Origin of the sequence: Pseudomonas sp. 273 (genome assembly GCF_029201425.1) — a bacterium.
GTDB classification, from domain to species: Bacteria; Pseudomonadota; Gammaproteobacteria; order Pseudomonadales; family Pseudomonadaceae; genus Pseudomonas; species Pseudomonas delhiensis.
The window spans coordinates 1,105,687-1,132,488 of the sequence record NZ_CP116775.1; the positions used below are offsets into that span (position 1 = coordinate 1,105,687).

Below are 26,802 nucleotides of genomic sequence, written 5' to 3' on the forward strand. Positions count from 1 at the left end.
CAAGGCCGCCTCCGGGCGGCCTTCTCATTTCAGGAGGGCGCCATGCCCAAGATCAAGATCGACAAGGCCTTCATCTATCGCGAAGCGGGCCAGCCGACGCACTACGCCAAGAGCACCGAGCCCGTCGAGGTTTCCGAGGCTGTGGCTCAACACGCCTGGGCCCATGGCTTCGCGCCCAAGCCCAAGGCCGAGAAGGCCGCCGCCCAGCCCGTTGCGCCCGCCCCGGCGCCGACCACTGAAACCAGCGGCGCCAAGTAAGCGCCGGCCAATCCCTCGAGGAGACCTACATGCTCCAGCCCATTGATCGTTCCTTCATCGGCGAGGGCCAGCCCTTCGCCCGCCTGTACGGCTCGCAGGATGGCCTGCTGCCGTTCGGCAACTGCGACGCCTTCAACGTCAGCTATGCCACCGACCGCAAGGCCCTGCCGAACTACATGGGCGGCGGCGGCAACCGCAACGTGCGCACCCGGCCCACCGACGTGACCGGCTCCATCGGCCTCTACGACATCACCCCGGAGAACGTGGCGGCGATCACTCGCGGCACCATCACCGTGGCACCCACCGCGGCGATCACCGGCGAGGCTCACACCTCCGCCGGCGTGGCCTTCGAGCTGATCCCGTTCAAGTACATGCCGGACATGACCAAGACCATCACCGTCAAGACCGCCGGCGGCGATCCCCTGGCGGCTGGCACCGACTACCTGCTGACGCCCCACGGCATCCAGGTGCTGTCCGGCACCACCATCGACGAGACCGGCGTGCTGGTTGACTACACCCCGCGCAAGAGCACTGCCGTGCAGATGCTCAACAGCTCGGAGAAGGAGTTCGAGATCTTCATCGCCGGCCTGAACGACGCTCAGTCGGGCGAGCCCTACGCGTTGCGCATCCGCCGCGCCAAGTTCGGCCTGCTGCAGGAGATGCCGATCCTGGGCCAGGACTACCTGAAGCTGACCGGCCCCATCGAGCTGCTCGCCGATCCGACCGTTGTCGCCGACGACATCTCGAAGTTCCTGCAGATGGACCTGGCGGCCTAAGGCGGCCTGGCCATGGATGGCCTCATCCGCCGAAGAGCATTGCTTTGCCGTAATCGAGGATCGACTCGGTGCAGTACCCCAGCAGCCAAAGCCCGATGCCGCCGCTGGCCACAAGAGTGCGGTGCCACCAAGTGCTACGCCTGATTTCATCCTCCAGCTCATCCGCAAAGAGACGACCTTTAGTGGTTATTCCTTGCCACACAAGGTTGGCGATGTCGTTCGGTTGTGCCCGGTTGCGGAGATATTTCCCTTTGGCTAGCTGCTCATCTAGCAGTTCAGAGGCCAGAGCATAGTCATTCGTAGATGCGGGGCCATTGAGCAAAATGCGCAGATATTCTTTTCTCCACGTCTTCTTCTTCCTCTTGTTCACCATTAGCTCCTGCTTGCGAGTAGGCCCTTACATTGCGTCGGTATCCGCCTGGACTGCCGAGTGGGCCTTCTATATCGGCTTTCTTGTGGTTTGGCTATTGCTCGGCCGGTTCGTGTTTATCCCGTTGTTCCTCTGGCTCAGCCGGCGCCTGGGTTTCCACGATTTTGAATGACATCAGCCCGCCATCTGGCGGGCTTTTTCTTACCCGAGGATATCCATGGCCAATCCAGTTCAACGCCTGATTCAATTCGTTCTGCGCGGCAAGGACGAGATGTCTCCCGCCGCCAAGCAGTCCGCCGAGGCGCTGGAGGCGCTGCGCGCCAAGGCCAGCCAGCTCGGCGAGGCCCTCGACAATGCCAAGAGCGCCCGCGGCCTGATTAACGCTCTGTCGAGCACCCAGCGCGCGGTAGGTGTCACCGAGACCTCGGTGAATCGTGCCGAGAAGTATGTCAACGACCTGCGAGAGGCACTGAACAAGGAGCCCGGCAACAAGGGGCTGGAAGTTGCGCTGAAGGCTGCCGAGAAGGACGCAGCCACCCTGCGGCGCACCCTGGACGCCCTCAACGCCAAACTGGCCGACCAGCAACAGGCCGCCCGGGCTGCCGGCATCGACACCGACAAGCTGGCCGACGAGGAGCGGCGCCTGGCGGCCGAGGTCACGCGTACCAAGGAGGCAATCAGCCAGAACGCCAAGGAGCTGCGTGACCTGGAGCGAGACCAGGCCCGAGCGGCTCGCGAGGCCGCCAACCATGTTTCGCGCGTGGATGCGCTCCGCTCTGCGATGTCCGCTGGCGTGCGCCAGGCCGTTGGGTATGCGGCCGCCTTCGTGGGGATCAATGCTGCCTTCGGCCTGATCGGGCGCGGCGTCGGCGCGGTACGTGATGGCATCGTCTCGATGCTGAAGACAGGCGATGAGTTTGAAGGCCTGCAAACTCGCCTGACGTCGCTGATGGGCTCGGTGGAGAAAGGGCAGGAGGCTGCCGCCTGGATCACCAAGTTCGCCAAGGACACCCCCTTGCAACTGCAGGAGGTCACCGATGCCTTCGCGCTGCTGAAGGCCTACGGCATCGATCCGATGGATGGGACCTTCAAGGCCCTGGAGGACCAGTCGGAGAAGTTGGGCGGCGGCATGGAGCGCCTGGAGGGGATCGCTACGGCGGTTGGCCAGGCCTGGGCCAAGCAGAAGCTGCAGACCGAGGAAATCCTGCAGCTCGTCGAGCGCGGCGTGCCGGTGTGGGACATGCTGTCCAACGTCACCGGGAAGAACGTCGAGCAATTGCAGGAGCTGGCGAGCAAGGGCAAGCTCGGCCGCGACGTGATCAAGGCCCTGATCGACGAAATGGGCCGCACCTCGGGCGGTGCTGCCGCGGCGAACATGAGCCGCCTGAGCGGGTTGATCAGCAACCTGCAGGACACCGCCACCAACTTCCTCAACCGCATCGCCAACGCGGGGGCGCTGGACTACGTCAAGGGCAAGCTGCAGGCCCTGGCCGACACCATCGCGCAGATGGATGCTGACGGGCGCCTGGACAAACTGGCCAAGGGCCTGTCGGACGCCTTCGTGCAGGGCGCCGAGTGGGTTGGCGACTTCATCAAGCGCCTGGGGGAGGTGGACTTCAAGGCGCTGGTCGACAACACCTCAACCTGGCTCAGCGGGTTCCGGTCGGAAATCGACGAGATGGCCACCCGGGTGCAGTTGTTTATCGCGCCCTTCCGCACGTTGTTCAACGGCATCACCTCGGGCCTGAGTACGCTGGGGCTTACCTGGGCCAGCACGATGGGCCTGATGGTCTCCGGTATTGAGAAGATCGCGGCGAAGATTCCTGATGCCCTGGGAGGCGAGAAAATCCGTGCCTCGGTGGCCGGCGTGCAAAACATACTTACCGGCCTGAGTGCGACCTTCAAAGCGCAGATCGAGCAAGATGCCAAGGACATTGCGGCAGCCTGGGACACCAGCACCAAGGACACGGCGAGCGCGGCCGGCGAGCAGAGCCAGGTCATTACCGAGCACTTCGAGAACCTGAAGACCGGCGCGCAGGACGCCAGCGCTCAGGCGGTTCAGGCCGTCACCGGCCTGCAGAACGCGCTGGACCAGATCAGCACGGCCACTTCGGTGGGCCAACTGACCAAGCTGCAGGAGGAAATGCGCAAGGCCTACCAGGCCGGCAATCTCAGCCAGCAGGAATATGCCAACGGTGCCGGCGTACTGAACGCCAAGCTGAAGGAACTGCAGAAGGCAGCAGGCGGTGCGGCCCTGGGTGTCTCTGACCTGAGCACAGGCCTGGAGTCGCTAAAGGATGTACAGAACGCCATCGCCAATGCCAGGACCTCGGCGGATATCTCGAACATCCGCACCGCGCTGAATAAGCTGTACAACGACGGCAAGATCAAGGCGGACGAGTTCAACCGCTCGCAGAAGGAGCTCAGCGAGAAGATCGCCGAGATGAAGGCTGCCGGCACCACTGGCGCCCAGGGCATGGATGCCTTCGCTGAGTCGACGGACAAGGCCACCGACTCCCTGGAGGCGCAGCGCAAGGCCATCGGCGACGCCATGGAGGAGGAACGCAAGTCGGTGGGGTTTGTGAAGGAGGACATGTCCGACTTCGCGAATTTCTTCTCCGGCGTGATCAGCTCCACCCGCGCGCCGCTGGCCCAGCTCAGCGCCGAGGCGCTGGCGGCCTTCGACCAACTGCGCGGCCTCTCCAGCGCGGCCCCACAGATCGACACCAGTTCGCTGGAGAGCACCACCGAGTCGCTACAGCGCGTGCGCGAGGAGATGGGCAAGGTCGAGGCCGCTGCCTCGATGCCTGGCGTTTCCAGCCTCGGGAAGTGGGCCCTGTCGATGAAGGCCGACAGCGACAGCGTGGCGGTGTCGTACCTGGAGCAGAAGCGGCAACTGCTAAGCCTGCTCGATGGCTACGAGACGGGCGAGATCACCTTGCGTCAGTTCCTGGAGCAGGCCAAGGCCGCGCGCAATGGCATGAACCTGTTGGGCGACTCCGACTTGCGGCAGTTGGAGAGCAGCATTGACTCGGCCAAACAGCGGATGCAGCAGCTGTCCGAGGGCTCGCGCGACACCCTGGCGAGCCTGCGGGAAGAGCTGGCGGGCCTGCGCGGCGAGCAGGATGCGGTGGACCGTAGCAGGTTCAACAGCCGCAAGCAGGACCTGACGACGCAGTTGGCCGACGCACAGAAGGCCGGCGACCTCAACGCCGTGCAGAACCTGATGCAGGCCTTGGCCACGCTCCAGCAGATCCAGGCCGAGACCGACGCCAAGCGCCAACTGGCGGACCAGCAGGCGCGCGTCGACGCCCAGAACGCTGCGCAGGCACAGGCTCCCGCGCCGGCCGCGGCGGCTCCTGCAACTGCAGCACCTTCCCAGCCGATGAAGACCATCCGCCTCGAGGTCCAGGGGCGGAGCGTAGATGTCGGCGTCACCGATGACGGTAGCCAACTGCTCGACGTGCTCGGCAAGGCTGCCTTGAGGACTAGCTGATGATGCTCGACAGCATCGAACTGGATGACCAGCTCGAATGGACCGATGAGTTCACCTGGGACTCGGTGGCGCAGGAGCAGGAGCGCTCCATCACCGGCGCCCTCCTGGTGCAGGAGGGCATCAAGCTGCACGGTCGGCCCATCACCCTGCAGGCCAACGGCGGCGCCTGGACGCCGTTGTCGGTCGTGCGGCAGCTGGAGGCCCTGCGCGACCAGCGGCTGAAGGTCATGGACCTGGTGCTGCCGGACGGCCGGGAGTTCTCGGTGACGTGGAACCGGGCCAACGGCCAGGCGCCCCTGGAAGCCTCCCAGGTGCACCGCACGGTGAACCCGGGGCCAGCCGAGGACTACGAAATCACCCTGCGCTTGATCACAGTGGCCCCCCGCCCCCGAAACACCCTGACCCGGAGAACACCATGCAACTGATTGCCTACTGGATGGGCGGCAGCATCGTGGCCGCTCGTTCGCCGCTGGGCGCTGTCGCCATCATGGAGCAGCACGAGCCCGCCGGCCGCTGGTTGGTCGACGATGCCGTGCCGCTGACCGAGGCCGAACTGGCCCTCCAGGTCAGCCCGGACTCCCCCGAAACCATCGCCCAGGCCCTGGCGCGCTGTCAGGGCGAGCCCGCCCGCGGAGGCAGCCGTGCCGATTCCCGGCTTGCCCAGGCCAGCGAGGGCGGCGGTCGGCCGCAGCTGATCCGCTGGGACTTCCCCGTCGCCTGATCCCTCTCTCTTCCCCCCTTTCCCAAACCCGCTTCGGCGGGTTTTTCGTTTCTGGCTGGAGCACACATGGCCATCAGCAAAAGCGACATCAAGCTGCTCAAGTCCCAGCGCCTGACCGACGAGTCGGACGGCGGCGGCCGAGCCACCGGGCAGGCCGTGGTGGATGCCGAAGTGAACAACTTGTTCCCGGACATCTCGCGCCTGGACCGCACCATCGGCCGCATCAACCTGCGCAAGGCCTTCGCGGGCGTCCAGTCGACCAACAGCGACAGCTACCTGGGCGCCCACGCCATCCTCACCCAGGCCCCGGCCGATCCGCGCGTGTCGGTGCTGCTGTTCGGCGGCACCCAGACCGACGAGCGCGCCGACGCCCGCAACGCCATCGAGTCCTACGTCGTGCCGGCGGTGATCGCGCCGTTCGATCTGTTGGGCAACCAGTTGCAGGGCCAGCGCGCTATCGCCTGCATCCAGCGAGAAGAGCAGCGCCTGCCGGAGATCGGCGAGGTTTACCAACTGGTGAACGGCGCCCTGTCGCAGTACGTGCGGATCACCAGCGTGGACGCCCGTCTGGAGAGCTTCACGTACGACTATGGCAACGGCAACTTCGTCAACTTCACCCGGCGCCGCCTCGACCTGTCGATCAGCTCGCCGCTGCTGAGCACGTTCCCGGGCGGCCAGCCGACGCCGGCCGGCACCGCGATGCCTTCCGGCTCCAGTGGCACCAAGAGCCAGATCCTGACCACCCAGGTCGCCGACGCCGCGCACTACTACGGCATCAGCCCGCTGGCCCAGGGCATCGCCCAGGGCGCCCTGAGCGTGCGGGTGAAATCCGTCTACGCCCAGCTGGTGCCGTCGAGCACCCGCGAGAACGCGCTGATCGACCAACTGGCCGGCTACCAGCGTCGCATCGTGCTTGCCACCGGTCCGGCGCGCTCGGTCAACCTGACGTTCGCCCTGGTCAGCGGCGGCCAGTCGCGGACCTTCCTCGGCACCGGCTGCGCCCCGAGCACCCTGAGCTTGTCCGTCAACGGCGGCACCTTCGCCGACGACAGCAAAGGTGGCATCCGCTTCGTGTCGGGCAGCAACTGGATTACAAGCGGCACCATCGACTACGAGACCGGCGAAATCAACCTGGTGCGCACCGGGGCCGGCTATACCGGCGCGGCCACCGCCAGCCACCAGCCCGGCGCCGCGGCGACCGGCGAGACCGTCACCGGCGAGATCCCGGTCGACCTGTCGAACCGTGGCTACGTGTACACGCTGAGCCTGTCCGACGCGCCACCCATGCCGGGCACGCTCGAGATCTCCTACATGGCCTTGGGCAAGTGGCAGACCTTGCGCGACCAGGGCAACGGCGAGCTGGCCGGGGAGGGCACCGGGACCATCCAGTTCGGCACGGGCTCGGTTTCGCTGACACTGAACGCCCTGCCGGATGTCGGTAGTTCGGTGATCTGGGCATACGTGGGGCAGAACAGCGCCGCGTTCACCCAGCGCACCGGCGTGAGCATCCAGGCCAAGGCGAAGGTCAACCGCACGCTGCCCCACCAGGGGCTGCTGCCGGGCTCCTACGTTGCCACCTTCAAGGTCGGCGGGGTGAACAAGACCATCACCGACGCCGGCAACGGCACCCTATCCGGCACCGGCGGTAGCGGCGTCATCAACTACGCCGCCGGCACCGTGTCGATGGAGTTGACCGCCACCCCGGACGCCGGGACGGCGATCACCCACACCTACCAGCAAGGTGCCTTCACCGACACCCCGCTGGCGGTGACCTCGGACGGCACCGGCATGACCACGTTCACCATCCCGGGCGCGCCGCTGAAGCCGGGTTCGGTGCAGATCAGTTGGATCACCAAGCAGCGGCAGGCCGTGCCGGCTATCGACCACGGCGTGCTGGAGAGCGGCAACAGCCTGCCGGTGTACGAGTCCGAAGTGCTGGTCAACAACGCCGTCAGCGACAACACCGCCGGCGGCTGGAGCGGTGGCCGGGCCGGGAGCATCAACTACTCGACCGGCGCCTGCTCGCTGCAGGTGGCGCGGACCTACACCTACAAGGAATTCACCTACGCGACGGAGAAGCACGGGTTCAACCCGGACACCATCGAACTGGTCAGCACCGACCGCAGCGAGATGGAGGCCTTCGGCGGCACGCTGACCATCCGCGCGCAGTCGAACGGCCAGAGCTACGGCGACCAGACCGACACCCAGGCCGTGGTCCCGGTCACCCTGGACCTGCTGCCGGGCGTTGCCGAGACGATCCTGCCGGGCTCGCTGGTGTTCACGTATGCCGGTGAGACCTATGTGGACCGCTCCGGCGTGCTCTACAAGAACGTCAGCAGCACCACGAACGCCGGGGTGGCGGTCGGCTCGGTGGACTATGCCGGCCGCGCGGCCACGCTCAGCACCTACCCGGCCGGCGCTGCGGCGGCCGTCACGCTGCTGGCGTGCCTGACCACGAACTCCGGGTTCGCGGTCAACGCCATGACGTTCCGCACGCCAGGGGCGCCGCTGCGGCCGGCGAGCCTGCAGGTCACTGCGGTGCGCGTCGACACCGCCCAGGTGGTGACGGCCACGGCCGACGCCAACGGCGTGCTGAGCGGGGCGGTGATCAAGGGCACGGTGGACATCGCGACGGGCATCGTCAGGCTGCGGTTCACCAGCAACCTGGACGACCAGACCGGGGCCAGCGACATCCCGGTGATCCCGATCCTGCTGCGCTACAACGCGGTGGTGTATTCCACCCTGCCGCTGGACGCCAACCTGATCGGCCTCGATCCGGTGCGTCTGCCGGCAGATGGCCGGGTGCCGCAGTTCCGCGAGGCCGACGTGCTGGTGATCCGCCACGTCGCGGAGACCGTAGTCGCCTCGCCTGTGGCCGGTGGCACCCTGGCACTCACGCGGCAGCAGCAGGCCGAGATCGAGGTGTTCGACGCCAACGGCACCGCCCTGCGCGCCGCCAGCTTCACGGCGAACCGCGCGGCGGGAACGGTGACGTGGGCCAACCCGCTGGTCCTGCAGGACGAGGCCGGCAACCCGCTGACGCTGCCGCTGGTGGTGCACGACCGCGTCGAGCACATGACGCTGTGCACCGAGGTGCAGATCAGCGGCGAGATCGGCCTGGCCTCGCCGGTGCCCTGGGACATGCCGGCGAACGAGGCGACGGTGAGCAGCGCGCTCAGCTGGGGCGACCTGCAGGCGCGCTATCACCACTGGTTCACCCAGAAGGCCTGGAACACCGGGGCGCCGAACTGGACGGACGCGCCCGTCGGCGAGACCACCACGGCGAACTACAACCTGCTGAGCTACCCGCCGGTGATCACCAACATGGGCGCCATCGACGGGAAGTGGGCGCTGGTGTTCACCTCGGCAACCACCTTCAACGTGGTGGAAGAGAAACTGGGTGTCATCAGCTCCGGGAGCGTGGCATCTGACTGCTCACCGATCAATGCGGAGACGGGAACCCCGTATTTCACAATCCGCAAGGATGGCTGGGGGCGGGCTGGGCGGCTTCCAACGCGGTGCGCTTCAACACCGATTCGGCATTGGGCCCTGTCTGGCTGGCGCGCACGGTGCTGAGCGGGCAGGGCACGGTTGAGGACGATGAGTTCCGTCTGCAGATTCGAGGGGATGCTGACTAATGGCACGAATCTACCACTGGCAAGACACAGGCAGCCCGAGCCGAACCCTGACCGGTACTGTTGCCAACAAGCTCAGGACGATCTTGTTGGCCTGCCTGGTCAATGGTTATCAGGACAAGCCGGGGGCGGGGTGGACGTTGGTGCATGATGCCACCGGCGGATTCAGCCTGCGCAACGGGCCGGGCACCGGGATCATCAACATTTCGGACTACGACAGTTCTACGTACATGGTCATTAAGGTCACGCTGCTGGAGACGATTACTGGCGACCTGACCAAGTCGATTCCGAGTGGGGACAACCTCCGCTCCGGCCAGGGGGCACCGTCGGCAACGCCGCATTTACTCCCGCTCTATGGTTTCCAGCAGAACCTTTCCACGGCGGTTTGGACGGTTGTCGCTGATGAGCGCTCCTTCTGCATGTACATGGGGGGTGGGGCGCAGGACGCAACGTCTACGGGGTATGCCACCCTCCGGGCGGCCTGGTTGTATGCGGGCGAGACCAGCAACGGAACCTTTGTTGCCTTTGGCGGGACACTGACTGGCTCGCCTTCGTCGCCCTCATACGACGGTGACGGCTACACCGTACTACGTGATCCAGTCACCGGATTGGTAATTTCTGGAGCGGGCCTGGAGCTGACTTCGGGCGGTGTCTCGACTGTACAGGCAACGCTGGCGATGACTGACCCTGTTGGTGGGTTGGACTTGCTTCCGTATCCGCTGCTCTATGGCGACCGGGTTTCCGGCTCAGCGGTCTCAGTCGGCAGCTTGCGGGGCGTGGTGGTCAGCCCCAGGCATTTGCGGATGAACGATAGTTCGGCGGAGGCGTTGCTTGGTTTGCCCGTCAGTGGTGACAGTCGCGGCAAGCCGATGACCATCGACGGCATAACCTTGTGCCCGGTAGCCGGTGGCCTTCCTGCGCGTTGCCGCTGCTTCCTTACAGACCATGCGGACTATTGGTGATGGCTACGATTCAACAGGCTCGCCAGGTACAAGGGGCGGCTGCCAGCATGCCGCCGAGGATCGTCAGCATGCGCTTTCTGCGGGATGGCGAGGGAACCCTGAGCTACAAGAAGGCCAAGCTGTTCAGCAACGCTGATGACATGACACTGCTCGCGATTTTCCAGGCATCGGATACTGAGTCGACTTTGCCCCAGCGGTTCCTGGCTTCGGCGATAGATGGCCAATGTCTGATGTTGGCCGTAGACAGTGCAGCGCCTCGCCTGGCCAGGGCCGCCTACCTGGAGATCGGTGCCGACGTGGAGCTGCTGGTGGACATCACCAGTGGTGATTCGTCGGGTGGGATTCCTGCGCAGTTGGAGGCTAGGGTTCGAGTAGATGGCGCGCCGGCCGACCGGGAGGTCGTAGCATTGGAGCGCCCGCTAAACGGCGAGTGGCGGGTGGCCGGTTATGGCAAGACCGAGGCCGGTGAAGCCATATTGTCGCTTCGGGTTACTGGTAGCGGGCGAATCTACACGCTGAGCCCGGACAGTTGGGGGGAGGCGTTCCAGCCGTCCCTCAACGTGGCCGAGGGCGACCTGATCCGGCCCACGGTGTTCATGGGCTGGATCTACCAGGTCACCCAGGCCGGGCAACTGCCCGCCGTAGAGCCGGCCTGGTGGGATGACAGTCTGCAGGGGCCGCAACCGCTGGGCACGGCCCGCGCCGAAGTGCACCGCTACTACCCACCGCAAGGGCGCGGTCCCATTCCTGTGGAGTTGACCTGATGCTGACGCATGACGCGGTGGCGGGCTGGAGCAAGGCCCGCCGCCAGCTCGATCCTGCGCGCCATTCGGCGTGGGGGACGGTCGCCGCCAGGGAGGTGGCCACCTCGGCGCCCTGGGGGGAAGGCGAGACGCGGAACGCCGACCTGGCGGGGCGATGGAACACGGTGGCGCAGGCCGACCAGGGCCACGGCGGGCGCTGGGGGAGGGTGGGGCGCTGGAGGCGGATGCCGCCAGCCGCTGGGACACCGTGGCGCAGAAGGACCTGGCGCAGCGCCTGGGCTGGGATCGTTCGATCAAGCCCCAGGACACCCGCCTGCGCCTGCTCTACAACCCCAGGCCTGCGCGCAAGGACATATCCAGCGGGCAGGCGTGGTTCCGCTGTGATGAGTTCGGCCAGCGCTTCGACGCCGCGGCCGAGCGCGCCGCCAGCCTCTACGTGCCCACGCCGGGCCTGGTGGACTTCAGCTTCGGTGGGGAACGCTACGTGCCCAGCACGTCGGCAATCGTGTTCTTCGACTTCCGCTACAGCCCGCAGCCGCATGCCATCCAGCCGGTGGACAGCGGCGCGGTGGTGCGCTTCACCCCGGCGCGCATCATCGACCAGATGCGGACCATGCCCTGGGGCTGGGGCACGCCGACCGATCCGCGCCCGACGGGCATCGTATACCCGGACTACCCCGGACCCGTGGTCGTCATCGACCCGCCCGAGGAGCCGACCATCCTGGAGACCTACATGATCGCCAACACGGTCACCCTGGTGGAACTGGCCGGCGGCACGCCGCTGGACGCCAGCAACATCCGCATCGGCCTGGACATCGACTCGTTCGCCTGGACGTTCAGCGCCGACCTGTTCGGCCGCACCTCGCTCAACCTGGTGCTGCAGGATGCCGACGGGCCGAAGACCGTCGAGCTGGTGGTCAACGGCTGGACCTGGCACTTCCTGGTCGAGCGCTACAGCGGCACCGGCAAGTTCCCGGAGGAGCGCTACACGATCAGTGGCAGCAGCCGCACCCAACTGCTGGCGGCGCCCTATGCGCCGAAGCGCAGCGGGCTGAACACCGCAGCGATCAACGCCCGCAACATCGTCGACGACCAGCTGGAGTACACCGGCTTCACCGCCAGCTGGGACACGGTGAACATGGGCCCGCCGGACTGGACGCTGCCGGCGGGCGCGTTCAGCCACAGCGAGATGACCGCCATGGAGGTCATCCACCGGCTGGCCGAAGTCGCCGGCGGCATCGTGCGCCCGGCCCTGGCCGGTGACGCCTTCACCGTGCTGCCGCGCTACCGCGAGGCGACCTGGTACTGGGACAGTGCCATCCCCGACTGCATCGTGCCCGCGGAGATCGTGGCGGAGTGGGGCAGCGAGTGGTCGCCGCAGCCGGAGTGGAATTTCGTCTACGTCAGCGGCACCAACTACGGGGTGAGCGTGCAGGTGCGGCGCGCCGGCACGGCCGGCGACGAGCCAGCGGCGGACGTCATGGAGGACTGGATGACCGGCACCGACGTGGCCCGCGCCCGTGGCATCTGCGAGCTGTCGAAGGGCGGCAGCCAGGCCATCGAGACGCGGCGCATCCCGCTGTTCGCGGACGGCGACAACACCCCGGGCCTGGTGCAGCCGGGCATGATCGTGGAGTTCCGCGACCCGGACGCCACCTGGCGCGGCCTCTGCCTGGGCGTCGACATCACCGCCGACGGCGTGGGCGCCTCGCGCGTCTGGCAGACGCTGCGGATCGAACGGCACTACGGGAGCAGCAGCTGATGGCCACGGTGAATCCCTGGAAGAAATTCATCGGTCTGCTGCCGGGCGGCTCCCGCACGGTGGGCGAGGTGGTCAGCGTCGACGCCGTCGCCGGCACCAGCGTGGTGGAGCTGCGCACCGGCACCCGGGTGCTGGTGCGCGGTGCCTCGGTGGCCATCGGTCAGAACGCGTTCATCAGCGACGGCCAGGTGATGGGGCAGGCGCCGAGCCTGCCGCAGTACGACTTCGAGGTGTAGTCAGCGCTCGCTGACCAGCATTCCGTGCCGGTAATACAGCCGGTGCGGGCCGCGCTTCAGCGCGAGCGGTTCGAGAGAGGTGATTCGCCAGCCCTGGTTCAGGAGCTGGTGTATGTGGGCGAGCAGCCCACGCAACTGCCGCTGATCCTTCATCGGGAGGCCTCCTGTAGGCGATCCCAGGATACCAAAGCATTTCCCATCCAAGCCCGCCGATAAGCGGGCTTTTTCGTTTCTGGAGGTAGCTGTGACGCAAGAGCGCGACGTAGACGTGTTGGCCCGAACCCTGTGGGGTGAGGCCCGTGGCGAAGGCACAACCGGCATGGTGGCGGTCGGCTGGACCATCAAGAACCGCGCCGCCCAGCCGGGCTGGTGGGGCAGGGATATCCAGACCGTTTGCCAGAAGCCCTACCAGTTCAGTTGCTGGAACAAGGACGACCCGAATTTCCCCTACCTGAGCGGTGCCAAGCAAATTCCGGCCGCCCAATACCTGCAGGCCCGCGAGGCGGCGCTGGTCGTGCTGGCGGGCAAGCTGCCAGATCCCACCTGCGGCGCAACCCACTATTACTCCACCAGCATGCCCAAGCCGCCTGCCTGGGCGGCATTGGCCAAGCGCACGGTGAAGATCGGCCGACACATCTTCTTCCGCGACGTGCCGTAGGGGGAGCCATGGGATCGCTTCTATCCCGGGCCTGGGTTCAGGTCCTCGTGGCTGTACTGCTCGTCGCGCTCGGCGCCGGGCTCGTCTGGTGGGGGCTGGGCCCGCGCATCGATCTCCAGGCCCAGCGGGCTGATGCCGCGGAGCAGGCCGCCGGCAAGGCGCAGAAGATGGTTGACCTGCAGGCTGGCGTACTGGCCGAGCAGCAACGCCAGATCGGCCTCATCACCGAAGTGGACCAGCGCATGCGCACGTTGGCTCAGACCGTTTCCAGCAACGCCAGGGCCCAGGGTGCGGCCCTTGAGGAGTTACGCCGCAATGACCAGGCTGTCGATGAGTATCTGCGCGGGCTTGTGCCTGCTGGCCTTGGCCGGCTGTACGCTCGCCCCGAAACAACCGATCCCGCCGCCTACCGTAGCCCGGCAGTTCTGCCCGCTAGTGGCGTGCGTCCTGCCGGCGCGCCCGGCGGTGCTGGTGAACGACCAGTGGCGGCAGGCCCTGGATGACACCGAGGCCGCGCTGCTGAACTGCGCCAACCAGGTGCTGGAGTGCATCCAGCGCCAGGACGCCCAGCGTCCGAAATGAAGGTGCGGCTCAGGGGAGCAGTTTGAAGAGTCGGAGCATTCTTACCGACTCTTCAGGCTGGCTGGTAATTTGTTAGCCTTTTTCGGCGAAGCGTTTTGACATATATCCGAGAAGATCCTCGCAGTCGCTACTTGGGGCTCCTTGCAATCGCGAAATCTTCGAGCACAGCTTGAGGATGGTCTCTCTCCCTTGGGTGGGGTGCTGCTTGTTCAATCGTCCAGTAATTAGTTTAAATGTCTGGTTTAATCCGGGCTCAATACTGTTCGAGAGATCAGAAGTAAACGGCGCCACTAGTTCCTCAGATATTCGCGAGTCACCGGATGTTTTCTGGCAAATGAGCCGGATTATCTTGGCTTGCTCGCGCAGGTTCAGGCCTGCGCTTACTGCTACATGCAATGCAGCGCGTATTGTGTCGATGTGTTTGTTGGCAACTGTATTGAACGAGAAGTCAGGCGATTTTTCGTACAGGGCGTTGAGATGGTCATAAACGTTTGCAATGGGGTTTCCTGTACTTGAGTCAATGCATTGCCTGATCTTATCGATTTTGAAGGAGCGATCCGCGGCACGTAGTCGGCAGTATCCATACAGCATGGGGCCGTAAGGAGTATCCGCGAACAGCCGAACATCTACGGTGCGCTGACTTTCATCACCGTTTCTATCGACGTATCTGAAGTTCAATACTGCCGAAGCCGGAAGTCCATAGTCGTTCCAATACTCGGCAAATTCATCGGATTGCTCAGAATTGTTTTGGTCTTCTAGTTCTAACTGGTCAAAGTCTTGAGTCATAGCTGGCTGTTCCCTTTGCCGATATTGCGTGGCTATTGTTCTGAGCGCTTACCTTTCTGAGTCAGTTTGAACTGCTCAATCATGTACTCGATGCGGGATTCGATCTTGTCCAGGCGCTCGTCGGTGTAAGAGAGTTGGTTGCGCAGATCTTTGGCATGGACCTCTAGGTTCATCTGCTGCAGATCGTCTATTGCCTCCGAGCGCTCTTGGGCAAGATCAATCAGCATCTGCCCAACCTCGTGTAATGGGCACCCGGAAGCCATGAGACTCAGCGCCTCTTCAATGGAGATGGTTGCCTCAAGTCTGGCGACGATTTCAGCGTTGAGGGACCGTCTATTTTCTTTGGCCGACTGATCTACCTTGTTGCGTATCTCTGGCGGCATGCGCAATGCAAAAGGGGTTATCTCTCGGCTCATAGCTGTCACTCTGAAATGGTGAGTCACGATAGCTTCACCGTCTGTTGACAGCAATGAGTCACCGTGAATATAGTTTCACCGTGACTCACATGGAGGCATCATGAAACGACGCGATATCACCCCTTCGGATTGCGCCTGCAGCCAGCCCTTAGAAAAAGGGCGAAGTGCGAGGCCGAACAAAACCGACACAGCATGAATACTGAGATCGAGATGCTGATCGAGGATGGATTCAGGTGGCGAGAGATGCAAAGCAAGCAGGCAGTAGCCTGAAAAGACGAAGCCCCGGCGGGCAGGCCAGGGCTTCGAGGGTGAACGTCGAAACTTACGAGGTAAACAACGTCATGGGTAATGCTACCGCAATTCCAGTAGAAAACAATGTCCAGGCTGCGATAGCGCAGATCATCCCGTTCCGGTTTGAGTCTCGCGATGTGCGTACCCTGGTGATCGATGGTGAGCCGTGGTTCGTTGCGGGCGACATCTGCAAGGCTCTCGGCCTGACCAATGCCAGTATGGCGATGCAGGCTCTGGATGATGATGAACGGTCTAAGTTGAACTTAGGTCGTCAGGGAAATTCCCATATCGTCAACGAGTCTGGGTTGTTCACCTTGATCCTTCGCAGCCGCGAAGCGACCACTGCCGGGACACCTCAGCACCGCTTCCGCAAGTGGGTGACCGCCGAGGTGCTGCCGTCGATCCGCAAGCATGGGCGGTACGAAGGCGCTGACAACCGCATGGCCACGCTCGTAGGCCAGACCATCGGCACCGATGGCTTCCACATGCTCGGTTCGCTAATCAAGGGCAAGGTGTCCTCGCTGCCGGCGCCAGTGCAGCGCCGGGCCACCGCGAAAATCTGGTCACAGACACATGCCGCCTTCGGCGTTCGTACCGCTACCGACATTCCCGCCGAGCAGCTCGATGCCGCCCGGAACTTCATTGCGGCGTACGCCCTGCCGGGTGAGTGGATTCCAAAGGAGTTGTGGAGGCCGAAGGGAGAATGCGAAAGCCCTGGCCATCTTTTGCCCCCGGCGCAGGCTAAGGAAATCTTGGATCGTCTAACCCGGCTCGGCCAACTGTTCCATCCGTTCAGCAATCAGTTCGGGGACGTTATTGGTATCGGCCGCGCTCTGCGCGGTCTGCATCCTCGAATCGGTGTGCATGAGCCGGGCTACCGGCAGGTCATTCCGCGTATCGGCTGATCCGCCGCTGCGCAACCGTTAGGGCTGGTGCTCCTCGCCGGCCCTGGCCACCGCATGATTCGCACCAGTTCGGACCAACTCTCGTACTGCGCAACTCGCCCGCACATAGGTCACCTCCTTCTTGGGAGGGTAGCCGGTCATCGCGGCGCGGGGAGGATCCGGTATCGGTCAGGGAGAATGCCGGGCGGTGGTGCGTGGTAGACCGGCAGTCCGGCCTGTCTCGCGGCCGCCAGGACGGCCGCTGTCTTGGTCTTCCCTGGCCACGCCACAACGCCATCGGGTTGCAGCGCGAACATATCCAGCACGTTCCTGCAGGTGATCACCTGGCAGTGCCTGGATCGAGCCCAATACCTCGCCCAGTGCTCCGTTCCCCAGCCCCCGGTTTGGATGATCGCGTCGATGCCGCGCATGTCGTGTACGTGCTCGAGCACGATTCGGACATGGTTGTGGTCACTGTAGTCGCGAGCGCCGCAGACGATGATTCGAACAGGCATGGTGATTTCCTCCCGAGCGATGGGGAGGTGAAGGATACTGTTCGCATATACAGTTTCAAGGCGAGGCGACAGGAGGGCGGGAGCGTATTGCGGGCGAGCGGGCCGGGCGGGTAGGGGCCAGCGTTTGGGGCAATGTTGGGGCAAATCACGCGCCAAACTATGCCAATCCATGCCATTTATCGGTGTTGTTTGCTCCGTTTGAAATGGCACCCGCGCCAGTAATGGCGCGGGGTGTAGCCATTTTTAGCTATCCTCTTCGCCCACAATCGGGGTGTGAGCAGAAAGGTCGCTTTGGCTCATGACTTTGGGCGGTCCGTCTTCTATATGCAAAAGCGCCTAGTGTACGGTATCCGGCCTGACGGCTTAAGTACCGGAGTACGCAATGAGCATCAGCGACGAAGGCATCACCGACCTGGCCGCGCGCCTGGGCGCGCAGTTGCAGCGGCTGGGCGCGCGGGTCTGCACCGCGGAATCCTGCACCGGCGGCGGCATCGCCGAGGCGATCACGCGGATCGCCGGCAGCTCGGCCTGGTTCGATGCCGGCTACGTCACCTATTCCAACGCGCAGAAGACCGCCCAACTGGGCGTGCCCGACGAACTTTTCCCACAGGTCGGCGCGGTCAGCCGCGAGGTGGTCGAGGCCATGGCCCGTGGCGCACAGGCGCGCAGTGGCGCGCGTTTCGCCGTGGCGGTCAGCGGTATCGCCGGGCCGGACGGTGGTTCACCAGAGAAGCCTGTAGGAACCGTCTGGTTGTGCTGGGCCGACGGCGAAAGGCTGCTCCCGGCGTGCCTGCATTTCGCCGGCGACCGCCTCGCGGTGCGCCGGCAGGCGGTGGCGGCCGCTCTGGACGGGGTGTTGCGACTGGCCGTCGGGGAAAATCCCGTCCGGGGGTAGGCGAGCGCCTTGCCCTGTGAAATAATACTGTCTACTTATACAGTTGTTCGTGGCCCATCCCGGCCGCCTGACTTCGCGAGGACTTCAATGGACGACAACAAGAAGCGCGCCCTGGCCGCGGCCCTGGGACAGATCGAACGCCAATTCGGCAAGGGCGCGGTGATGCGCATGGGCGACCACGAGCGCCAGGCCATCCCGGCCATCTCCACCGGCTCCCTGGGCCTGGACATCGCCCTGGGCATCGGCGGCCTGCCGAAAGGCCGGATCGTCGAGATCTACGGCCCGGAATCCTCGGGCAAGACCACCCTGACCCTCTCGGTCATCGCCGAAGCCCAGCGCCAGGGCGCCACCTGCGCCTTCGTCGACGCCGAGCACGCGCTGGACCCGGACTACGCCGGCAAGCTGGGCGTCAACGTCGACGACCTGCTGGTCTCGCAGCCGGACACCGGCGAGCAGGCCCTGGAAATCACCGACATGCTGGTGCGCTCCAACGCGGTGGACGTGATCATCGTCGACTCCGTGGCGGCCCTGGTGCCCAAGGCCGAAATCGAAGGCGAGATGGGCGATGCCCACGTCGGCCTGCAGGCCCGCCTGATGTCCCAGGCGCTGCGCAAGATCACCGGCAACATCAAGAACGCCAACTGCCTGGTCATCTTCATCAACCAGATCCGCATGAAGATCGGCGTGATGTTCGGCAACCCGGAAACCACCACCGGTGGTAACGCCCTGAAGTTCTACGCCTCCGTGCGCCTGGACATCCGCCGTACCGGCGCGGTGAAGGAAGGCGACGAGGTGGTCGGCAGCGAAACCCGCGTCAAGGTCGTGAAGAACAAGGTCGCTCCGCCGTTCCGCCAGGCCGAGTTCCAGATTCTCTACGGCAAGGGCATCTACCGCACCGGCGAGATCATCGACCTGGGCGTGCAGCTGGGCCTGGTGGAGAAATCCGGCGCCTGGTACAGCTACCAGGGCAGCAAGATTGGCCAGGGCAAGGCCAACGCCGCCAAGTTCCTGGAAGAAAACTCGGAAATCTGCGCGGTGCTGGACAAGGCCATCCGCGAGCAACTGCTGAACAACCAGCCGGCGCCGACCAAGGCCGAGCTGGCTGCAGCCGAAGCCGCCGAGGCCGCTGAAGCCGACCTCGACTACTGATCCCGCCGATGCCGACCGTGCTCGATACGCCCGTCGCCGTGCGACGGGCCGCCATGGACCTCCTGGCGCGGCGCGAGCACGGTCGCGCCGAACTCGTCCGCAAGCTGCGCCAGCGCGGCGCACCTGCGGAACTCATCGAGCCCGCCCTCGACCGCCTGGCCGAGGAGGGGTTGCTCAACGAATCCCGTTACCTGGAAGCCTTCATCGCCAGCAAGGCGCGCAACGGCTATGGCCCCTTGCGCATCCGCGACGAACTGAGCCAGCGCGGCCTGCCCCGCGGCGAGATCGAGAAGGCCCTGGGCGAGGCCGACGTCGACTGGCAGGCGCAACTTCGGGACGCCTGGCGCCGCAAGTTCCCCCGTCTACCCCAGGATGCCCGCGAGCGTGCCCAGCAAGGGCGTTTCCTCGCCTATCGGGGGTTTTCCATGGAAGCCATCAACCGCCTGTTCAGCGGGCGCGGCGGGGACGACTGAGCCCTGCGCGCGCTGGCCGGCCTGTCGGTCGGATCGCGGACGGAGTCCGCTCCTACGCCATTCACAACCACGTTCCCCTGGCTTGTCCGCGATAGCTGGCGGTATCGGCGTGGTTCGCGGATAAGATCCGCTTGCACACACGCGGGCACGGCTTCTCGTAGGAGCGAGCTTGCTCGCGAATAAACCCCGCAGCGGAGTCTGTTCGCGAGCAAGCTCGCTCCTACAGAGAACATCTCGGCGTAGTCGGCAAGACAGTTGCCCCTACGCCATTTCACACACCGTTCCCCCGGAATCACGCGCCAGCGCGGTGTCACGTCGGGCCAACGGCGTATAACCGCGAACGGTTATACGCCCTACGGTTGGGCGTGGGCGTAGGAGCGGACTACGTCCGCGATCGCCGGAACCACCGGTGCGATTCGCGGATGAGATCCGCTCCTACACCACCCACCCGCGCCATCCCATGTAGGAGCGGTGGCCTATGCAGGAACGGGACAAGCCTCGGTCCAGTTCTGCTTGTCATTGATGAAATTCACCAACTCGCGCAGGCGGCCGTGGTCGCGGCCGTTGAAGGCGAAGGCCAGGCGCGTGAGCTTGGTGAATTCCGGTTCGTCCTTCTCCAGTTCGCCGCAGGCCTGCTGGTGGAAGCCGTCGTGCAGGCAGAGGTTGCCGAACTCCTCGTGCAGGCGCTGCATGGCGCTGTCGCTGAGGCGGTGGTTGAGGCGGATGACGAAGTTGTCCTTGAGCCAGCGGCTGGAGTGGAAATTGCTGTAGAAGTGGGCGATCTCCCCGACTGCGTCCTCCACCGAGCGGGCCAGCTTCATCAGGTGCATGTCGCTGGGCAGGATGTAGCGGTTGTCCAGCAACTGCTCCTGCATGAACTGCAGCGCCTGCTCCCAGTAATGCCCGCCGGGCTGGTCGAGCAGCACCACCGGCACCAGCGGGCTCTTGCCGGTCTGGATCAGCGTCAGCACTTCCAGCGCCTCGTCCAGGGTGCCGAAGCCGCCGGGGCAGAGCACCAGGGCGTCGGCTTCCTTGACGAAGAACAGCTTGCGCAGGAAGAAGAAGTGGAACGACAGCAGGTTGTTGGTGCCGGCCACCGTGTGGTTGGCCTGCTGCTCGAAGGGCAGGGTGATGTTGAAGCCCAGGCTGTTCTCCAGCCCGGCGCCTTCGTGGGCGGCGGCCATGATGCCGCCGCCGGCGCCGGTGACGACCATCAGGTCGTAGCGCGCCAGGGTGCGCCCCAGGTCCCTGGCCAGGGCGTACAGCGGGTGGTCCGGGGGCGTGCGTGCCGAGCCGAACACCGTGACCTTGCGCCGGCGCTTGAACTGCTCGAGGGTGGCGAAGGCGTGCTCCATCTCGCGCAGCGTCTGCAGCATGATCTTGGCGTCCCAGCGGTTGCGGTCGGCCTGGGCCATGCGCGCCACGGTGAAGAGCATCTCGCGGTACAGCGGCAGGTTCGGGCTGTCGCCCGGCGCGGCGAGGGCGGCCAGCTCCTCGACCTTCTGCGTCAGGTCGGTGCCGCTGGTCTGGAAGTGCCTGGAGAGGTAGTCCTCGGGTTCATAGGGCATGGGGATACTCCTTGTTCTTCAACCCCTTGTCGTAGGCTTGCGCCAGTCTGACATGCCGCCGACGGCAGTCGGCGATGACCCTGTTTCAGATTGCGATGCGGTCCCCCTGTTCGGGAATGTTGGCTTTCCAGTCGAGGCGTTCGAGCAGTGCGGCCTGCAGGGCATCCATCTTTTCCCGCTCGCCATGTATCAGGTATAGCTCGGGTTTGTTCTCGAAGTGGCCAACCCACTGAATCAATTGCGATTGTCCGGCATGGGCGGAGAAGCCGCCGAGGGTGTGGACCTTCGCCCGCACGGCGATGCGCTGGCGCAGCACGCGCACGCTCTCGGCGCCGTCGACGATGGCGCGGCCCAGGGTGCCCTTGGCCTGGAAGCCGGGGAAGACGATGTGGCATTCCTCGCGCCAGAGGTTGTGCTTGAAGTGGTGGACGATGCGCCCGCCGGTGCACATGCCGCTGCCGGCGATGATAATGGCGCCGCTCTTGATGCGGTTGATCGCCATGGAGTCTTCCGGCGTCTGCGTGGTGCGCAGCAGCGGCAGCCATTCGGACAGCTTCACGGTGCCGGTGCCGCGGATGTATTCGCGGTCGCTATCGGAGAATTCGCCGGAGTGGCGCAGGTAGATGTCGTTGGCCCGCGCGGCCATGGGGCTGTCGAGGAAGACCATCTGCTGCGGCAGGCGGCCTTCCTGGTAGAAGCGCCCGAGGTAGAACAGCAGGTCCTGGGTGCGGCCGACGGCGAAGGCGGGGATCAGCACGTTGCCGCCGTCCTTCTGCGCCTGTTCGAGGATGTCCGCCAGTTCCAGCAGCGTCTCGTTGTTGTCGCGGTGGTCGCGGTCGCCGTAGGTGGACTCCAGCAGCACCACGTCGGCGCGGCTCAGCGGCGTCGGCGTGCGCATCAGCGGCGAGCAGGTGTTGCCCAGGTCGCCGGAGAACACCAGGCGGCGCGTCAGGCCCTGCTCGTGGATCTCGATCTCGACGATGGCCGAGCCGAGGATGTGCCCGGCGTTGTGGAAGGTCACGCGGATGCCTGGCGCCACTTCCACGGTGCTGCCGTAGCTGACGCCGCGGCGCAGGGCCAGGGCCTTCTCGGTGTCTTCGACGGTGTAGATCGGGGTGGTCGCCGGCTTGTTCAGGCGGGCGCGCCACTTGTTCTCCCACTCGGCGTCCTTTTCCTGGATGTTGGCCGAATCCATCAGCATCAGTTCCAGCAGCTCGCAGCAGGACTCGGTGGCGTAGATCGGCCCCTTGTAGCCTTCCTTCGCCAGGCGCGGCAGTAGCCCGCTGTGGTCGATGTGGGCGTGGGAGATGACCACCGCGTTCAGGCTCTTCGGATCGAAGGGGAAGGGCGTGCGGTTGCTAGCTTCATTGTCGCGGGTGCCCTTGCCGTTGCTGCGGCCCTGGCGCATGCCGCACTCGAGCAGCACGCGCGCGCCATCCCGGGTTTCCAGCAGGTAGCAGGAGCCGGTGACTTCCTGGGCTGCGCCGATGAAAGTGAGTAGGGCCATGGGGCCTCCTTAGCAGGATTCGGTATTTCAGACTCGCGTAGCTGGAACGAAATGGCGTTGATACAGGTCAGCGCCGCTCCCATCCGGCGACCTAGACTTCCCCCATAGTCCAAGGGAGAACGTCGAGCATGTCGCAGATACTGCCCAGTCCGGAGGAGCTGGCCGCGCACGCGGCGGAGCAGCCGGCATTCGCCGAATGGCTGAGCGGATACGGTCCGCTTGAGCATAGCGCGCAGACCCAGGCTGCGGTCTTCCGCATGGCTCATCAATTGGTCCAAGCCGGCCTGCAGCCGGACTTGCCCAGCGTCTATCGGATGTTCCGCGCGCTGGACCGGCTGACCTGCGCCGGGCTCTGGCTGGTGGTGCACATGACCTACGCGCGGCGCGTGCACCTGGACGGCGCGCCGCTGCAGGCCGAGGACTTCAAGGCCAGCCCCGAGGGCCACACCGGCGGCGCCCTGAACATGGTACCGGCCTACGCCGGCTACCTCGCGCTCAATGCCCTGACCGCCACCACCCGCGGCTGGCTGATGGGGCAGGGGCACTGCGTGGCGGCCATCGAGGCGCTCAACGTGCTGACCAGCAACCTGCACCCCGAGCAGGCACGGCGCTACGGCATCGACGCCGCCGGCCTGGAGCGCCTGGTGCAGGACTTCTACAGCTACGCCCAGGCGCCGGACGGCAGCGTCGCCGCGCCCCTGGGCAGCCACGTCAACCCGCATACCGCCGGCGGCATCGCCGAAGGCGGCTACCTGGGCTTCGCCGAACTGCAGTACGCGCACCTGCCGCTGCCCGGCGAGACCCTGGTGGCCTTCCTCTCCGATGGCGCCGCCGAGGAACAGCGCGGCAGCGACTGGATGCCGCGCTGGTGGCGCGCCGAGGACTGCGGCGTGGCCCTGCCGGTGATGATCGCCAATGGCCGGCGCATCGAGCAGCGCACCCAGCTGGGCACCCGCGAGGGCCTGGAAGGCTTCAAGCACCACCTCGGCGGCTGCGGCTTCGACCCCCTGAGTTTCGATGGCCGCGACCCGGCCGCCTTCGCCTGCGCCCTCTGGGAAATGGAGCAGCGCCTGGCCCATCGCGTCCACGAGAAGAACAGCGGCATCCTGCATTACCCGCTGCCGATCCCCTACGGCATCGCCGAGACGGTCAAGGGCTTCGGCTTCTACGGCGCCGGCAGCAACGCCGCGCACAACCTGCCGCTGCCGGGCAACCCCAGCGAGGACGAGAACGCCCGGGAGCTGTTCAACCACCACGCGGCGCAGTTGTGGGTGCCGGAGGTCGAGCTGGACGCCGCCTGCGCGCTGTTCGCCGCGAGCCGCCAGGGGCGCCTGCTGGAGCGCGACAACCCGCTGGCGGTGCGCCGGCCCATCGAGCCCAGCCTGCCGCAACTGCACTACCGCAACGACCAGTGCTCGCCGATGCTGGCGCTGGACCGCTTCTTCACCGAGCTGTGCGCGGCGAACCCGGACCTGCGGGCCCGCGTCGGCAACCCCGACGAACTGGCCAGCAACCGCCTGGGCGGCGTGCTCAAGGCGCTGAAGCACCGCGTCTGCCAGCCGGAGAGCGTGCTGGAGGCCATCGACGGGCGGGTCATCACCGCGCTCAACGAGGAGGCCGTGGTCTCCGCCTGCCTGGCCAACCAGGGCGGGCTCAACCTGGTGGCCAGCTACGAGGCCTTCTGCGTGAAGATGCTCGGCGCGGTGCGCCAGGCGCTGATCTTCGCCCGCCTGCAGAAGGAGGCCGGGCGCCCGGCCGGCTGGCTCGGCTGGCCGTTGGTGGCCACCTCGCACACCTGGGAGAACGGCAAGAACCAGCAGTCGCACCAGGACACCACTTTCTGCGAGAGCCTGCTCGGCGAGATGAGCGACATGGTGCGGGTGCTGTTCCCCGCCGACCACAACAGCCTGCTGGCGCTGTTGCCGCAGATCTACCGCAGCCGCGGGCAGCTGGCCTGCCTGGTGGCGCCCAAGCGCGAGCGGCCGAACCTGTTCGACCGGGCCCAGGCCGAGCAACTGGCGCGCGACGGCGCCATCGTGGTGGAGGAACACCCGGGCAGCGACCCACTGCTGCTGATCGCCAATGGCAGCTACCAGCTCGGCGAGATGCGCCGCGCTGCGGAGCGCCTGGCCGAGGCCGGCTACCCGTACCGCCTGGTCTACCTGCAGGAGCCCGGGCGCTTCCGCGCGCCCAGGGACAACTGGGAGCTGGCGGCGGTGGCCGACGAGGCGCTGATCGAGCAGTTGTTCCCGGATGCCTATGGGCGCCGCGTGCTGCTCACCCACATGCGCCCGGAGGTGGCGCGCGGGCATCTCTGGCCGATCCTGCCGGATGCGCTGCGCAGTTCGGTGCTGGGGTATCGCAACCGCGGCGGGACCCTCGACGAGCCCGGCATGCTGTTCGCCAACCGGGCCAGCTGGGGCGATGTACTGGCAGCCTGCGCGCGCCTGCTGGAAGTGCCGCGCAGCGCGCTGCTGACCGCCGAGGAGGTCGCGGCGCTGGCCGGCAAGGGGGACCCGCGGGCCCTGCGCTGAAACGCTGGGGCGTCTTAGCGCTTCAGCGGTTTGACGAGGGCGTCGAGGCCCTCGACCTTCAGCTCCAGCACTATCTGCATCAGGCGGCCCAGCTCGCCCTTGGGAAAGCTGTCATTGCGCTGGAACCACAGCAGGTATTCCTCCGGCAGGTCCACCAGCATGCGCCCCTGGTACTTGCCGAAGGGCATCGGCGTGCGGGCGATCTTCAGCAGGTTGAGCTTTTCCGACTCCAGCATGGCGCCGGCTTCACTTCTGCAGCTTGATGCGGCAGCTGCCGGCGTCGAAGCGCTCGACGGCCACCGGGGCGTTGGTGTGGTACTCGGTGAAGTCGTAGGTGAGGACCGCGCCCTGGGCCAGCAACTGGCGGTAGCCGGTATTGCTGCACACGCTGTCACCCAGCTGGCTGCGCACCTTCTCGGGGTTGGCGCGCATTTTCGCGGCGTGGCTGGCACGCACGCTGAGGTGGTTGATCAACTGGTTGCCCTGGACGGTGTAGCCCTGGTCGAGGATATCCTCGTTGATCGCGCGCGGAGTGCCTTCGCTGCTTTCCTTGGCGACTTTCTCCAGTGTCTTGGCCAGTTCGAAATTCTTGAGCGACGCGGCGTGGGCCGCGGGCAGGACGAGGCAGAGGGCGAGGGCGGTTAGGCGCAGCATGGGTATCTCCTGGCATGGGTGCCTGTTCGACCGCGCGGACCCTTCTGGGTTCGGCGGATGGATGCGGGCGCCATTGTCCCCGAAAACCGCCTGGCTGCCGAGCGGCCTGGGCGCGCAGGGGCTCTGCTACAATCGCCGCCCGCCGTGATCGCCCGCCCGAGTCGCCGATGTCGCCCGCCCATCCCGCCGCCAAGAACCATGCCGTCGCCCGCCTGCGCGCCGAGCGCCTGGCCCGTTGCGTGAAGCCCTTCGTGGCCCGCGGCTCGCGTTCGCCGCGCTGCGCCGGCTGCCGCCTGCGCCCGGACTACTGCATGTGCGCCTGGCAGCCGCGGGTGCAGGCCAATGCCGGGATGTGCCTGGTGATGTTCGACACCGAGCCGTTGAAGCCGAGCAACACCGGCTGGCTGATCGCCGAGACGGTGCCGGACACCTGGGCCTTCGGCTGGTCGCGGATTGAGGTCGACCCGGCCCTGCTGGCGCTGCTGGACGACCCGCAGTGGCAGCCCTACGTGGTGTTCCCCGGCGAGTTCGTCGCCGCCGAGCGGGTGGTGGAGCGGGTGGAACCGGCGCCCGGCAAGCGCCCGCTGTTCATCCTGCTGGACGCCACCTGGAACGAGGCGCGCAAGATGTTCCGCAAGAGCCCCTACCTGGACCGTTTCCCGGTGCTGAGCATCACCCCCGAGGCGCTGTCGCGCTACCGCCTGCGCCGCTCCAAGTTCGACGAGCACCTGTGCACCGCGGAAGTGGCGGCGCTGTGCCTGGGCCTGGCCGGCGACCGGCGCGCGGGGGATGCGCTGGACGCCTACCTGGATGTGTTCAGCGAGCGCTACCTGGGCGCCAAGCACCAGCGCGGCCTGGACGAGCAGAGCCCGGCGCACCAAGCCCTGCGGCCCTATACCGCACTCTAGGG

At 65.8% G+C, this 26,802-nt stretch carries 28 protein-coding genes; 18 read left to right on the forward strand and 10 right to left on the reverse strand.

Annotated features, from left to right (window positions below; translation table 11 throughout):
- Window positions 1–42: 42 nt before the first annotated feature.
- Together PKO50_RS05440 and PKO50_RS05445 are read left to right on the forward strand one after the other, a co-directional pair.
- A complete protein-coding gene (locus PKO50_RS05440; RefSeq protein ID WP_275629072.1) occupies window positions 43–258 on the forward strand; it encodes a glycogen branching protein in 216 nt (71 codons plus the stop codon).
- 29 nt (window positions 259–287) lie between these two features.
- Window positions 288–1,034 (forward strand): hypothetical protein, encoded by a 747-nt coding sequence (locus tag PKO50_RS05445; RefSeq protein ID WP_275628825.1) that lies wholly within the window; start codon window positions 288–290, stop codon window positions 1,032–1,034.
- A gap of 22 nt (window positions 1,035–1,056) precedes the next feature.
- Here PKO50_RS05445 and PKO50_RS05450 read toward each other — a convergent pair whose 3' ends face one another.
- Window positions 1,057–1,404 carry a hypothetical protein gene (locus PKO50_RS05450; protein ID WP_275628826.1) on the reverse strand — a complete coding sequence of 116 codons (348 nt, stop codon included), beginning with the start codon at window positions 1,402–1,404 and terminating at the stop codon, window positions 1,057–1,059.
- Between the two features lie 217 nt (window positions 1,405–1,621).
- On the opposite strand from PKO50_RS05450, the gene PKO50_RS05455 reads away from it, so the two are divergent.
- From PKO50_RS05455 to PKO50_RS05490, 8 genes are all read left to right on the forward strand, one after another.
- Window positions 1,622–4,900: a tape measure protein gene (locus PKO50_RS05455; RefSeq protein ID WP_275628827.1), complete on the forward strand. Its 3,279-nt coding sequence runs from the start codon at window positions 1,622–1,624 to the stop codon at window positions 4,898–4,900.
- A complete protein-coding gene (locus tag PKO50_RS05460; protein WP_275628828.1) occupies window positions 4,900–5,325 on the forward strand; it encodes a hypothetical protein in 426 nt (141 codons plus the stop codon). The genes PKO50_RS05455 and PKO50_RS05460 overlap by 1 nt, the downstream gene beginning before the upstream one ends.
- Window positions 5,316–5,621: a hypothetical protein gene (locus tag PKO50_RS05465; RefSeq protein WP_275628829.1), complete on the forward strand. Its 306-nt coding sequence runs from the start codon at window positions 5,316–5,318 to the stop codon at window positions 5,619–5,621. The genes PKO50_RS05460 and PKO50_RS05465 overlap by 10 nt, the downstream gene beginning before the upstream one ends.
- A gap of 66 nt (window positions 5,622–5,687) precedes the next feature.
- Complete coding sequence (locus tag PKO50_RS05470) at window positions 5,688–9,197, forward strand: hypothetical protein (protein ID WP_275629073.1); 3,510 nt, start codon at window positions 5,688–5,690, stop codon at window positions 9,195–9,197.
- A gap of 61 nt (window positions 9,198–9,258) precedes the next feature.
- Window positions 9,259–10,218, forward strand: coding sequence for a hypothetical protein (locus tag PKO50_RS05475; protein ID WP_275629074.1), 960 nt, complete (start codon window positions 9,259–9,261; stop codon window positions 10,216–10,218).
- Window positions 10,219–10,286: 68 nt separating this feature from the next.
- Window positions 10,287–10,982, forward strand: coding sequence for a hypothetical protein (locus PKO50_RS05480; protein WP_275628831.1), 696 nt, complete (start codon window positions 10,287–10,289; stop codon window positions 10,980–10,982).
- Window positions 10,983–11,136: 154 nt separating this feature from the next.
- Window positions 11,137–12,744 carry a hypothetical protein gene (locus PKO50_RS05485; protein WP_275629075.1) on the forward strand — a complete coding sequence of 536 codons (1,608 nt, stop codon included), beginning with the start codon at window positions 11,137–11,139 and terminating at the stop codon, window positions 12,742–12,744.
- Window positions 12,744–12,980 (forward strand): hypothetical protein, encoded by a 237-nt coding sequence (locus PKO50_RS05490; RefSeq protein ID WP_275629076.1) that lies wholly within the window; start codon window positions 12,744–12,746, stop codon window positions 12,978–12,980. Before PKO50_RS05485 ends, PKO50_RS05490 begins: the two co-directional genes overlap by 1 nt.
- Here the strand turns inward: PKO50_RS05490 and PKO50_RS05495 are convergent, their stop codons facing one another.
- Window positions 12,981–13,133 carry a hypothetical protein gene (locus PKO50_RS05495; protein WP_275629077.1) on the reverse strand — a complete coding sequence of 51 codons (153 nt, stop codon included), beginning with the start codon at window positions 13,131–13,133 and terminating at the stop codon, window positions 12,981–12,983.
- Window positions 13,134–13,224: 91 nt separating this feature from the next.
- On the opposite strand from PKO50_RS05495, the gene PKO50_RS05500 reads away from it, so the two are divergent.
- Window positions 13,225–13,638: a cell wall hydrolase gene (locus PKO50_RS05500; protein WP_275629078.1), complete on the forward strand. Its 414-nt coding sequence runs from the start codon at window positions 13,225–13,227 to the stop codon at window positions 13,636–13,638.
- Between the two features lie 20 nt (window positions 13,639–13,658).
- Here PKO50_RS05500 and PKO50_RS05505 read toward each other — a convergent pair whose 3' ends face one another.
- Window positions 13,659–13,844, reverse strand: coding sequence for a hypothetical protein (locus PKO50_RS05505; protein ID WP_275629079.1), 186 nt, complete (start codon window positions 13,842–13,844; stop codon window positions 13,659–13,661).
- 124 nt (window positions 13,845–13,968) lie between these two features.
- On the opposite strand from PKO50_RS05505, the gene lysC reads away from it, so the two are divergent.
- Window positions 13,969–14,220 (forward strand): Rz1-like lysis system protein LysC, encoded by a 252-nt coding sequence (gene lysC / locus PKO50_RS05510; RefSeq protein ID WP_275630426.1) that lies wholly within the window; start codon window positions 13,969–13,971, stop codon window positions 14,218–14,220.
- Window positions 14,221–14,292: 72 nt separating this feature from the next.
- Here the strand turns inward: lysC and PKO50_RS05515 are convergent, their stop codons facing one another.
- Complete coding sequence (locus PKO50_RS05515) at window positions 14,293–15,006, reverse strand: hypothetical protein (protein ID WP_275629080.1); 714 nt, start codon at window positions 15,004–15,006, stop codon at window positions 14,293–14,295.
- Window positions 15,007–15,038: 32 nt separating this feature from the next.
- Window positions 15,039–15,449, reverse strand: coding sequence for an Arc family DNA-binding protein (locus PKO50_RS05520; RefSeq protein WP_275629081.1), 411 nt, complete (start codon window positions 15,447–15,449; stop codon window positions 15,039–15,041).
- 281 nt (window positions 15,450–15,730) lie between these two features.
- Between PKO50_RS05520 and PKO50_RS05525 the strand changes: the two genes are divergently transcribed.
- Window positions 15,731–16,618, forward strand: coding sequence for a BRO family protein (locus PKO50_RS05525; RefSeq protein WP_275629082.1), 888 nt, complete (start codon window positions 15,731–15,733; stop codon window positions 16,616–16,618).
- Between the two features lie 137 nt (window positions 16,619–16,755).
- Here PKO50_RS05525 and PKO50_RS05530 read toward each other — a convergent pair whose 3' ends face one another.
- Window positions 16,756–17,112, reverse strand: coding sequence for an SLOG family protein (locus PKO50_RS05530; RefSeq protein WP_275629083.1), 357 nt, complete (start codon window positions 17,110–17,112; stop codon window positions 16,756–16,758).
- 382 nt (window positions 17,113–17,494) lie between these two features.
- Here PKO50_RS05530 and PKO50_RS05535 point away from each other — a divergent pair, with 382 nt between their 5' ends.
- The 3 genes from PKO50_RS05535 to recX all read left to right on the forward strand — a co-directional run bounded on the left by PKO50_RS05535 (window position 17,495) and on the right by recX (window position 19,629).
- Window positions 17,495–18,007 carry a CinA family protein gene (locus PKO50_RS05535; RefSeq protein ID WP_109937112.1) on the forward strand — a complete coding sequence of 171 codons (513 nt, stop codon included), beginning with the start codon at window positions 17,495–17,497 and terminating at the stop codon, window positions 18,005–18,007.
- 87 nt (window positions 18,008–18,094) lie between these two features.
- Window positions 18,095–19,156 (forward strand): recombinase RecA, encoded by a 1,062-nt coding sequence (gene recA, locus PKO50_RS05540; protein ID WP_109937113.1) that lies wholly within the window; start codon window positions 18,095–18,097, stop codon window positions 19,154–19,156.
- A gap of 8 nt (window positions 19,157–19,164) precedes the next feature.
- Complete coding sequence (gene recX / locus PKO50_RS05545; protein ID WP_275629084.1) at window positions 19,165–19,629, forward strand: recombination regulator RecX; 465 nt, start codon at window positions 19,165–19,167, stop codon at window positions 19,627–19,629.
- Between the two features lie 476 nt (window positions 19,630–20,105).
- On the opposite strand, the gene PKO50_RS05550 is transcribed toward recX, so the two are convergent.
- Together PKO50_RS05550 and PKO50_RS05555 are read right to left on the reverse strand one after the other, a co-directional pair.
- Window positions 20,106–21,197: an LOG family protein gene (locus PKO50_RS05550; protein WP_089394567.1), complete on the reverse strand. Its 1,092-nt coding sequence runs from the start codon at window positions 21,195–21,197 to the stop codon at window positions 20,106–20,108.
- Window positions 21,198–21,282: 85 nt separating this feature from the next.
- Complete coding sequence (locus PKO50_RS05555) at window positions 21,283–22,704, reverse strand: MBL fold metallo-hydrolase (protein ID WP_109937115.1); 1,422 nt, start codon at window positions 22,702–22,704, stop codon at window positions 21,283–21,285.
- Between the two features lie 128 nt (window positions 22,705–22,832).
- Between PKO50_RS05555 and PKO50_RS05560 the strand changes: the two genes are divergently transcribed.
- Window positions 22,833–25,238 (forward strand): xylulose 5-phosphate 3-epimerase, encoded by a 2,406-nt coding sequence (locus tag PKO50_RS05560; protein WP_275629085.1) that lies wholly within the window; start codon window positions 22,833–22,835, stop codon window positions 25,236–25,238.
- A 14-nt stretch (window positions 25,239–25,252) separates the two neighbouring features.
- Here the strand turns inward: PKO50_RS05560 and PKO50_RS05565 are convergent, their stop codons facing one another.
- Together PKO50_RS05565 and PKO50_RS05570 are read right to left on the reverse strand one after the other, a co-directional pair.
- A complete protein-coding gene (locus tag PKO50_RS05565) occupies window positions 25,253–25,474 on the reverse strand; it encodes a DUF3820 family protein (protein WP_109937117.1) in 222 nt (73 codons plus the stop codon).
- Between the two features lie 10 nt (window positions 25,475–25,484).
- Window positions 25,485–25,892 (reverse strand): quorum-sensing-regulated virulence factor family protein, encoded by a 408-nt coding sequence (locus tag PKO50_RS05570; RefSeq protein ID WP_109937118.1) that lies wholly within the window; start codon window positions 25,890–25,892, stop codon window positions 25,485–25,487.
- Between the two features lie 167 nt (window positions 25,893–26,059).
- Here PKO50_RS05570 and PKO50_RS05575 point away from each other — a divergent pair, with 167 nt between their 5' ends.
- A complete protein-coding gene (locus PKO50_RS05575) occupies window positions 26,060–26,800 on the forward strand; it encodes a tRNA-uridine aminocarboxypropyltransferase (protein WP_109937119.1) in 741 nt (246 codons plus the stop codon).
- Window positions 26,801–26,802: the final 2 nt, after the last annotated feature.

What these genes read in the sequence shown, in the direction of transcription:
- PKO50_RS05465 (WP_275628829.1), top strand. Translation starts at nt 5,316, where the DNA reads ATGCAACTGATTGCCTACTGGATGGGCGGCAGCATCGTGGCCGCTCGT.
- PKO50_RS05470 (WP_275629073.1), top strand. Translation starts at nt 5,688, where the DNA reads ATGGCCATCAGCAAAAGCGACATCAAGCTGCTCAAGTCCCAGCGCCTG.
- PKO50_RS05555 (WP_109937115.1), bottom strand. Translation starts at nt 22,704, where the DNA reads ATGGCCCTACTCACTTTCATCGGCGCAGCCCAGGAAGTCACCGGCTCC.
- PKO50_RS05550 (WP_089394567.1), bottom strand. Translation starts at nt 21,197, where the DNA reads ATGCCCTATGAACCCGAGGACTACCTCTCCAGGCACTTCCAGACCAGC.
- PKO50_RS05485 (WP_275629075.1), top strand. Translation starts at nt 11,137, where the DNA reads ATGGAACACGGTGGCGCAGGCCGACCAGGGCCACGGCGGGCGCTGGGG.
- PKO50_RS05480 (WP_275628831.1), top strand. Translation starts at nt 10,287, where the DNA reads ATGCGCTTTCTGCGGGATGGCGAGGGAACCCTGAGCTACAAGAAGGCC.
- PKO50_RS05565 (WP_109937117.1), bottom strand. Translation starts at nt 25,474, where the DNA reads ATGCTGGAGTCGGAAAAGCTCAACCTGCTGAAGATCGCCCGCACGCCG.
- PKO50_RS05455 (WP_275628827.1), top strand. Translation starts at nt 1,622, where the DNA reads ATGGCCAATCCAGTTCAACGCCTGATTCAATTCGTTCTGCGCGGCAAG.
- PKO50_RS05535 (WP_109937112.1), top strand. Translation starts at nt 17,495, where the DNA reads ATGAGCATCAGCGACGAAGGCATCACCGACCTGGCCGCGCGCCTGGGC.
- PKO50_RS05460 (WP_275628828.1), top strand. Translation starts at nt 4,900, where the DNA reads ATGATGCTCGACAGCATCGAACTGGATGACCAGCTCGAATGGACCGAT.
- PKO50_RS05570 (WP_109937118.1), bottom strand. Translation starts at nt 25,892, where the DNA reads ATGCTGCGCCTAACCGCCCTCGCCCTCTGCCTCGTCCTGCCCGCGGCC.
- recX (WP_275629084.1), top strand. Translation starts at nt 19,165, where the DNA reads ATGCCGACCGTGCTCGATACGCCCGTCGCCGTGCGACGGGCCGCCATG.
- PKO50_RS05445 (WP_275628825.1), top strand. Translation starts at nt 288, where the DNA reads ATGCTCCAGCCCATTGATCGTTCCTTCATCGGCGAGGGCCAGCCCTTC.
- lysC (WP_275630426.1), top strand. Translation starts at nt 13,969, where the DNA reads ATGAGTATCTGCGCGGGCTTGTGCCTGCTGGCCTTGGCCGGCTGTACG.
- recA (WP_109937113.1), top strand. Translation starts at nt 18,095, where the DNA reads ATGGACGACAACAAGAAGCGCGCCCTGGCCGCGGCCCTGGGACAGATC.
- PKO50_RS05490 (WP_275629076.1), top strand. Translation starts at nt 12,744, where the DNA reads ATGGCCACGGTGAATCCCTGGAAGAAATTCATCGGTCTGCTGCCGGGC.
- PKO50_RS05575 (WP_109937119.1), top strand. Translation starts at nt 26,060, where the DNA reads ATGTCGCCCGCCCATCCCGCCGCCAAGAACCATGCCGTCGCCCGCCTG.
- PKO50_RS05440 (WP_275629072.1), top strand. Translation starts at nt 43, where the DNA reads ATGCCCAAGATCAAGATCGACAAGGCCTTCATCTATCGCGAAGCGGGC.
- PKO50_RS05515 (WP_275629080.1), bottom strand. Translation starts at nt 15,006, where the DNA reads ATGACTCAAGACTTTGACCAGTTAGAACTAGAAGACCAAAACAATTCT.
- PKO50_RS05475 (WP_275629074.1), top strand. Translation starts at nt 9,259, where the DNA reads ATGGCACGAATCTACCACTGGCAAGACACAGGCAGCCCGAGCCGAACC.
- PKO50_RS05495 (WP_275629077.1), bottom strand. Translation starts at nt 13,133, where the DNA reads ATGAAGGATCAGCGGCAGTTGCGTGGGCTGCTCGCCCACATACACCAG.
- PKO50_RS05560 (WP_275629085.1), top strand. Translation starts at nt 22,833, where the DNA reads ATGTCGCAGATACTGCCCAGTCCGGAGGAGCTGGCCGCGCACGCGGCG.
- PKO50_RS05530 (WP_275629083.1), bottom strand. Translation starts at nt 17,112, where the DNA reads ATGCCTGTTCGAATCATCGTCTGCGGCGCTCGCGACTACAGTGACCAC.